The organism is Cysteiniphilum sp., from assembly GCF_057495195.1.
Window position 1 is genome coordinate 1 of record NZ_JBXTEF010000123.1, and the last position, 8,651, is coordinate 8,651.

Consider the following 8,651-nt stretch of genomic DNA (forward strand, 5'->3'; position numbering starts at 1 on the left):
GTAGAGTAAGCCGCACCCATTGCTGAGTGCGACTCCTCGAAGAACGCAGCATGAAACTTTCACTTCACTACGCTCGAGCCTCTCAAAGGCGTTGTGTGTTACCCGGTTACTATCAGGCAATAATCACATCACAGTGTTAGGATAGTCAAACCAAGTGTTGCGTCCTTTATTGATCTTGCGTTGTTCAAAGTAATCTTTGAATGCAGGGTCATAAGGGGTTGCTTCACTTTTGATTTTAACGTGACGGCGAATTGGAGTTTCATCCATATGCTTTCGAGTTAGTTTGACTCTCTCTCCGGTTTTTAGAGTTACCTCTCCTTTAAAATCCCACCTTGGTGTATATGTATCATGATACTTGCGCATCACCCAATAAATACCCTTGTTGGGATGTCTTCTTTTCGCCCATCTCATCAGAGCTTCAAATATACAGTGATCGACATATTCAAAGGTCTTTTTAGCTACCACATGTCGATAATAATTCGCCCAGCCCATAATTTTAGGGTTGAGGATTTGAATTAATTCACCAGCAGAGGTGGCTTTATTCTTATTGATGACTGCTTTAATGTTTCTAACAAATGCCAATACATTTGGTTTAGCTGGTTTAATGAGCAGCTTATCATTGTATTTGCGGATGTTAAATCCTAAGAAGTCAAAACCATCTGAAATATGGGTTATCAACGTTTTCTCTTGTGAAAGCTCTAAACTTCGTTCTTTCAGGAAACGCTCAATTGCCGGTTTAACCTTTAATTCTAGCGTCTCTTTAGAGTTGGCGGTGATAATGAAGTCATCTGCGTAGGTAATGACATTAACTCTATCTGACTTATTGGGTGCCGCCTTTTTAGCGACAGCTTCTAACCCTCTTAAAGTTAACAGCATTAGTGTTGGCGAGATTACTCCACCTTGCGGTGTTCCCTCTTCAGTATGAAAGAATAGACCTTTATCAACATAACCACTAGACAGCCACTTTTCAAGCACTTGCTTATCCATTGGCACATTGTCTATAAGCCATTGTTTGCCAATTTTATCAAAGCAGGCTTTGATATCCCCTTCAAGTATCCATGTGGCAGATACTTTCCTGCATAGGCAGGCAAAGCATTGACCAATGGCATCTGCAGCAGACCTCTTGGGTCTAAAGCCGTAGGCATTCTTATCCGCAAGCATTTCCGATACAGGTTCTAAGGCAAGCAAATGCAGTGCCTGTTGTGCCCGATCGATCATGCAAGGGATGCCTAATGGTCTTTGTTTACCGTTCTTTTTGGGGATATATATTCTTCTTAATGGCTGCGGTTGGTAACCACGCCGTTTAAGCCGAATAACCGCAGCTGTCTTTTGTTTATCTGATTTCCATAGCTCTTGGTCTATGCCAGCTGTTTTGCTGCCCTTATTGCTTGTAACTCGTTTGACCGCAAGTAGTTTTGCATAAAACGAATGAGTCAGGATCCACTGTAAGGATTTAACCTTACCATGTCGCCCTTCTCTAGTAGCCTTTGCAATACGCATTTGAAGCCTGTTAACATGGTTCTCAACGATCTTCCAATCGATAAGATTCCATGCTAAGGATGCACCAGTTAATGAATTAGCTGTCATTTGCTTTTCCTTATTATTCAGGTTCTACAAAATCTCTTGCAAGGAGAGACTTGCTGGACGTGGGCACACTTTCGTGTCGAGTAACGTTTAAACTCATATTCTAACCGTTACAGTCAGACATTCGCTTTTTCCAGCATCCCAAACTCACATTGCTATCAGTAAACCTTGCGATTTACCTTCCCCAAGGGGAGCAATATGAGGTTTCCACGTTCCGCATATTGTGCAGTGTTAGGTTAGGCGCCTACTATTAAAGCGGAAGGACATATCGACCACGAAAGGAAAACCCCAGAGTCCTTTACCGTCCTTCATTGCCGTTTGGCAAGAGCGTTTCAACCACTTTCGCTCCCTCGCTTATATCGCTTTCTACGTAGATTCACATGTGTTCGCCATACTAACTGCCTAGCACTCACCCGACATGTGGTTATCAGGAGGGTTGTCCTCTTACGATTCTTACCCCGTGCATTGCTGCACTTCGTTACATTGTCCCGATCGCTCTTTATTCAGATCGGTAGGCTCATCTGGTGGCACAGATGGCTTCCTCTTTGGTGCGGGAAGCAGCACTAATATGCGACTTCGTGTCGCACGGGGGTTCCGGCGTTATAAGCCGAAAAACGTAACATTATTTTGACATAATTTAAGTTGAGTACTTTTACGGTCAAACCAGTCTTAGAGTTCAAATACACTGATACCATTACTATTTGGTATAGAGTCGTGCTATGACGGATTCAGTTTCACTAACTAATGATATAAAAAATACTCTAATAGAGCTAGCAAATAAATATAAGAAAATAAATACTAATAGCAATGATGTATTTGAAGTATTAAAAACAGAGCACTTACATATCTTTGCTGAGGATATATTAAAAGCTATAAATAATTTAGATTCTCTTGAACAATTATTAAAAAGCAACTGGGACTTAATTAAAAACACTCTATTAATTTATACTGCTTCTCCTGACTCTGATGCAACTAAGCTTGCAATTTTAGCTGCAGAATATCTGGCGGAAAATAATAAAGCAAAATCTGCTTTGGAATATTTAATTCCAACATTAGACTCATCTAAATTCAAAAATATAGTATCAAATGAAGAAATCATTGATAAGCCGCTTGATAAAATAATAGGTTTTCATATTATTTCTGATGATGAAAAAACTTTAATTCCAATTGATTTAATTGAAAATTTGAATGTTGATCAAGAGGATATATCAATTCAATTCTCAGCACTAAATAATCCATATGATTACGAAAAAAAGATAACAAATAGTGAAAGTAATAGATTACAAAATCACTCAACGGAGATAAAAGATTATTTAGATAAACTTGAATCCTATAAAATATTATTAACCTCAGATGAATTATCTTTATATTCACAGCTTAATAAATTACGTATTAGTTTTATAAAGGGTGGGAAACATGGTGTTGAAGGTGGATCAGAAAATCTAAGCGGTACTAATGCTCAGTTGGCATTAACTAATTTTTTAGAATATTGGGATAAACTGTCAGCTAAAAGCAAAGATGAAGCTTTGAAAATTCCAGAGTTCAAGCTATTTATGGGTAAACTTCCAAAAACTCAGAATGACGCACAGAGTTATTGTGTAGAAGCTGATGGTGCAGATAAGATTGCTCCAATTCTTCAAAGCAATACATCTAAACTAACTGCTATTACTACATCAGAAAGTAATAAATCAAAAATGGTAGAACAACGCAAGAATGAATGTGCTAGTGCTCACAAGCAAATTATTAATTCAATAGATACCCATTCATATAAGGGGAATGAACCATTAGGTATTTCTCTAGGATTGATGCTGAAATATAACGTTAATCTTAATATAAATGATATTAAAACATTAATCGATTTTGTTAAAAAATTAGATATAAATAGATTGGATGAATATTTAAAAGAAGATGACATTAAAAGCCAAATAAAAACGGTAATTTCGAGTTCAGAGAATATATTTGGTCTTGCTGATTTAGCTGCAGACAAATTTAAAAAGCTAATTGATATTTTAGATATTTGTAAATTTTGTAATCCTCAGGAAAGACTATCGCTACTTGCTATAATGCCTACCAAAGAGCATAAATCAATAATTTTAGAAAAATCGAAATTAGATAATGCATGTATAAATTATCCAAAGAACATCAAATATGTTATACAAGCATTGCAAGATCAGCCAGAACTAAAAAAACCATTCTTAATGGATATTATCAAAAATGATGATTTACATAATGCATGTATAAATTATCCAGAGAACATCAAATATGTTATACAAGCATTGCAAGATGAACCTGAACTAAAAAAACAAATTTTAAGTGATTTCATTCGTGTAAAAGATTCAAATCTAGCTTCAAAAACACGATTCCAAGCTTCATTAGATGAAGCATTTATTGAGGACAAAAGTAGCAGTAAAAATCTTAAAAAAAATTTAAATTATATTAAAGCACAATTAAATGCGAGTTCTAAGACTGATGCTGTAAAAAAATTTATACTAGAAAAAGCGACTGATCAACGTGCCTCTCACCGCTTTAAGGTTCATGGCCTTGGAGGAGGTAGTGCCATTACTATTAATGGGGATGACTATACAGTACCACGTGGTATAAAAAATATTTGGAACATTCTCCAGGATAAAAAATTACAAAACAACCCAACTGAGCAATTAAAGCAGATAAAAGCTCAAGCAGATGACAGAAAAGAATTTAGAGGCGCTACTGCGATAACATTTTTATTTTGTTCTTATCGAGATTATGCTACAAAGCAAAATTATGCAGATATTGGCAATATGTGTAAATAATATAGGCACTTCTAAAGTATAAAAAAACGACCGTTATTTTATACTTATTTTCTTAATCTGCCATCAACATGTTTTCAAGGGTTTCAGAGTATAGTAATCTAGTCTATATTAACTAAAGCTATTTTAGCTGATTTTACGAGATACGTTATACTGATGAAAGCAGGATATGCACGCGTTAGCACCTTAGAGCAAAATTTAGACTTGCAAGTTGATGCTTTGAAGGCACATGGCTGTGATAAGATCATCCATGAAAAAGTCACTAGCACCAAAAAAGAGCGCCCACTTTTAGCCAAGCTGATTGCTGAGCTTAAGCCAGGAGATACTTTGGTCATATGGAAGCTAGATCGCTTAGGTCGCAACCTAAAAGACCTGATTCACATTATTTATGATTTGTTAGATCGGGATATTGCGTTGGTTAGCTTACAAGATCCCATTGATACGACAACGCCTTATGGGAAGCTTGTTTTTAATATCTTTGCTTCGTTATCCGAATTTGAACGCGATGTCATTAAAGCCAGAACCTTAGCAGGACTATCTTCAGCACGCGCTAGAGGTCGCTTAGGTGGTAGACCAAAAGGTTTATCAAAAGAAGCTATTGCTAAATCCTATGCGGCAGAGAACTTATATCGTGCAGGTAAACTGAGTATAAATGAGATTTGTGCGGAGCTTAGCATTAGTCGCGGTACGCTTTATGCTTATTTACGTCATCGTAATGTAGATGTTTCGCCTAAAAGTAAGAAGCAAGAAGCGCGTATATGAGCCATCACATCACAGTCGATAATAATTATACGCATTTTTTATCCGATACTGAGCTTGCATATTATTATGATATTCCATGTTTAGATGATCCATCACGTGCGCTTTATTTTACCTTAAACAATGAAGAACAAGCCGCTATTGACGAGATTAAAAACTTTAAAAGCAAGCTTCACTTTGTGTTGATGCTTGGTTATTTCAAAGCAAAGCTGATATTCTTTGACTTTAGTAAAACACCACCTAATCAAGATGATGTGATCTATGTTTCGACACAGTTGGGTAAAACTGTCAGTTATGGCATTAGTTCAAATAGACCGATTAGAAATGCACATCGTAAAAAAATTGTTGAGTTATTAAATTGGCAACCTTATAAGTCATCAGCATATAGGTCACAACTAATTAAACATGCCAAATTCTTAGCGCAATCGCATGTTAAACCAATGTTTGTATTTACTGAGTTAGCACGTCATTTAACCGACTTGCAAATTGAGTTACCACAGTATAGTGAAATTCAACGGATTGTCAGTGAAGCGCTACGACATCAAGAAGATAGATTAATCAATTTGCTTGAAAACGTACCTGTGACACACAAACGCACAATAGATCGGTTGCTTGAGCATCATGTTTCAACTGGTGACTTCAATCTTCAAGATATTATTGAACTGCCTAAAAGTTTAAGCAATAGCGAAATTAGCGATGAGATCAAACGCTTCAACAGTGTTAGCGAGTTATATTATTACGCCTGTGATTGGCTTAAAAATAGCACGTTAACACCAGAGTCCATTAATTATTACGCGTCATTAGTCCAATATTACGGACGTGGACGGTTAGCAAAAATGACCAATCCACTGATTCCACTTTATATCATGTGTTTTGTTGTTAACCGCTGCAAACGCATCAATGATAACTTAATTGACACCTTTCATAGCTTGCTGAATAAATATAAAAGCAAAGCCAATGACATGGCAGATGAATTACAATCAGATAGCCATGTATTTTTTGAACAGCATGAAGCCAAGTTTGCCAAAGTCATGGATTTATTTATCAATAAATCAAAGCCTGAAACATCGGCATCGAAGTTAAGAGAAAAAGCCTTTAAAACACTCAATGATAGCGCCATCAATGTGTTAATTGATTATATGCAAAATCGCAAACAAGAGAAGCGGCAATTAAAATGGCAATGGATTGCAAAGCTTGAGCCACAGTTTAAGAATAATCTGCGCCTTATCTTTAAACACCTATGTGTTGATTACCGTGGGTTGAAGGCATTAAAAGATGCCACAGATAAATTGAATGATTATTTCAAGTTGCCAAACAATGATGACATGGTGGGTATCAATACGTTTGTCACTGAGATTGTCAGCAAACAAGCACTTAACCTTATCACTGAAGTCATTGATCATAAAACGTTAATCAATCCTAAAATGTATGAGTTCTATCTTTACACTGTCATAGATAAAGCGCTTTATAGTGGTGAAATATCCTCTGATCATAGTCATCAGTTTATGGCATATGAAGATGAGATTATCAAAGATGAGGAACTTGCTAATGAAGTGATTCAAAAACTTAATCTAACGACCTTTGATCAACCAATCACGACACACTTATATGCGCTAGAAGAAAGGCTTGAAAACCAAATAAAGCAAACAAATAACAATATCCATTTAGGCAATAACGATGCTATTCAGATCAAAAGCCAAGACAAGCGTACTTGGACGTTACCCTATCGAAGAGACCAAGTGTCCGTTAACCATAAAATATTTGAAAGCGTGCCAACCTTAGATATTGCTGATGTTATTACTTATGTTGATCAAGAAACTCAATTTTTATCGTGTTTTCAACACATTTTACATAAAGGGGCGAGAAAACCTGTCGATAAAAAAGTGCTTACCGCAGTACTTTTAGGCAAAGCAACTAATCACGGACTACATCAAATGGGATCATTGTCAGATTTTGATTATGATACGCTTAAACGATGTGAGCAATCGTATATTAGTTTAGAAGCGATTAAAGAGGCATGTGATACGCTATCCAATGCCATTAAGGAATTACCTGTTTTTAATCTATACAACATTAATGATTGTGTACATGGTGGTATTGATGGACAAAAATCTAAACCTAAAAAAGCATGTTTTAATGCGCGCCATTCGCCTAAATATTTTTATCTGGGTAAAGGCATCTCAACGGCGACTTTATTAGTGAACCATATCCCTGCAAATGCGACCATTTTTGGTGCGCATGAGCATGAAAGTCGATTTATATTTGACCTCGTTTACAATAATGATACTGAGATTCAGCCCGATATTATTTCAACCGATAGTCATGGTTGTAACTGTGTTAACTTTGCACTACTTGATTTCTTTGATCGACAATTTGCCCCATGCTTTAAGCGCATCAACAATAAAGAATCGATGATTGCAGGGTTTGATGAAGTCGAAGCATATGAGCACCTATTTATACGTCCAAATAGCCAGATAAATCGTGAGTTAATTGAAATAAATTGGATTGATATCAAGAAGATTGTTGCAAGCTTAGCGCTTAAAAAGTCAAATCAAAGCACACTGATTAGGATGCTGAGCAATAGTAGTTATGAGAATCCAGTTAAAGAAGCACTATGGGAATATGACAAAATTATCCGTAGCGAATATATCTTAAGGTATATTGATGATGAGCAACTACGAAAATCCGTTCGTACAGCACTCAATAGAAACGAAGCCTATCACCAGCTTAAAAATACCATAAGGCATGTTGGCAACCAAAATACGCTAGGCAAAAACGATGATCAAGTCATAATTAACGATGAGTGCGCTAGATTACTATCTGAAGTAATCATTTACTACAACGCCAGTATTTTGACAGAACTTTTACAAGATAACACAAGACAAGATCAAGAGGATCTATTAAAATATTTAAACAAGGTTTCCTTAATCGCATGGTGTCATGTTAACCTTCACGGCATCTACCGCTTTAAGAATAAAGGCAGATCAGCAGTTGATATGTCTGCTTTAATCAAAGATATTCCATCTATCATAATCGATCAAGATACAGGCAAGTAAAAAATCTTTACGTTTTTCGGCTTATAACGCTGGAACCCCAATAAGGCTTTACTGAGCAATGATAAAGGCACCTTATTACTAAATCTCAAAGACAAAAAAGAACAGCTTTGGGATTATGCTTATACGCATACTTCATATAGCGCACAAGGGGCAACCTCAAAGCATGTGATTGGTGTTGAGCTAAATGATAATTATCGCTCAAATTATATCACAGTGACACGTGCTAAAACGCATACGGTCATTTATACGCTTGATAAAGACTGGCTTATTGATCATTTAACTGATGCTAAAAAAATGGAAAATGCCGATAAAGTCTCTGCGTACGAGGTGATGAAAAAGGTTACGGTTAACCAAGAAAAGCAAATAAATGTACAGCAAATAAGAGAGGTAAAAGCCAAACTTAAAGCAGAGAATGAAGCAAATAAAGATAATGAGATCAAGAAAGATAGTGAGATAAAAAATC

The 8,651-nt window shown here is 36.2% G+C and carries 5 protein-coding genes; 4 read left to right on the plus strand and 1 reads right to left on the minus strand.

Annotated elements, in window-relative coordinates; all coding sequences use genetic code 11:
• Positions 1–123: 123 nt before the first annotated feature.
• Positions 124–1,587, minus strand: a complete 1,464-nt coding sequence (gene ltrA, locus ACY10D_RS10535; RefSeq protein ID WP_487000692.1) for a group II intron reverse transcriptase/maturase — start codon at positions 1,585–1,587, stop codon at positions 124–126.
• 716 nt (positions 1,588–2,303) lie between these two features.
• On the opposite strand from ltrA, the gene ACY10D_RS10540 reads away from it, so the two are divergent.
• From ACY10D_RS10540 to ACY10D_RS10555, 4 genes are all read left to right on the plus strand, one after another.
• On the plus strand, positions 2,304–4,376 hold the full coding sequence (locus ACY10D_RS10540) for a hypothetical protein (protein ID WP_487000693.1): 2,073 nt from the start codon (positions 2,304–2,306) through the stop codon (positions 4,374–4,376).
• Between the two features lie 153 nt (positions 4,377–4,529).
• Positions 4,530–5,135 carry a recombinase family protein gene (locus ACY10D_RS10545; protein ID WP_487000694.1) on the plus strand — a complete coding sequence of 202 codons (606 nt, stop codon included), beginning with the start codon at positions 4,530–4,532 and terminating at the stop codon, positions 5,133–5,135.
• Positions 5,132–8,188, plus strand: coding sequence for a Tn3 family transposase (locus tag ACY10D_RS10550; RefSeq protein ID WP_487000695.1), 3,057 nt, complete (start codon positions 5,132–5,134; stop codon positions 8,186–8,188). Before ACY10D_RS10545 ends, ACY10D_RS10550 begins: the two co-directional genes overlap by 4 nt.
• Before the next feature lie 165 nt (positions 8,189–8,353).
• The coding region (locus ACY10D_RS10555; RefSeq protein ID WP_487000696.1) for a hypothetical protein at positions 8,354–8,651 on the plus strand (298 nt) is incomplete at its 3' end.